Origin of the sequence: uncultured Aquimarina sp. (assembly GCF_947500065.1) — a bacterium.
In the GTDB taxonomy this organism is placed as follows: Bacteria; Bacteroidota; Bacteroidia; order Flavobacteriales; family Flavobacteriaceae; genus Aquimarina.
This window is the reverse complement of sequence record NZ_CANMQT010000050.1, coordinates 1-359: the sequence shown is the minus strand read 5'-3', so window position 1 is coordinate 359 and position 359 is coordinate 1. Positions and strand designations below refer to the sequence as shown.

Sequence of the window (359 nt, the reverse complement as noted above, 5' to 3'; positions counted from 1 at the left end):
CCTTGTATTCCCTGTGCTCCAGTTACACCTTGCGCTCCAGTGATTCCTTGTATTCCCTGAGCTCCAGTTACACCTTGCGCTCCAGTGATTCCTTGAATTCCCTGTGCTCCGGTTACTCCTTGCGCTCCAGTGATTCCTTGAATTCCCTGTGCTCCAGTTACACCTTGTGCACCTGTGATTCCTTGAATTCCCTGAGCTCCAGTTACACCTTGTGCACCAGTGATTCCTTGTATTCCCTGAGCTCCAGTTACACCTTGTGCACCAGTGATTCCTTGAATTCCTTGTGCTCCAGTTATCCCTTGCGCACCAGTGATTCCTTGAATTCCCTGAGCTCCAGTTACACCTTGTGCACCAGTAAT

1 pseudogene is annotated in these 359 nt (G+C 49.9%); it reads right to left on the bottom strand.

Going from position 1 to position 359, the window contains the following annotated elements:
* Positions 1-359, bottom strand: a pseudogene (locus tag Q0975_RS28390) (hypothetical protein); the annotation flags it as partial.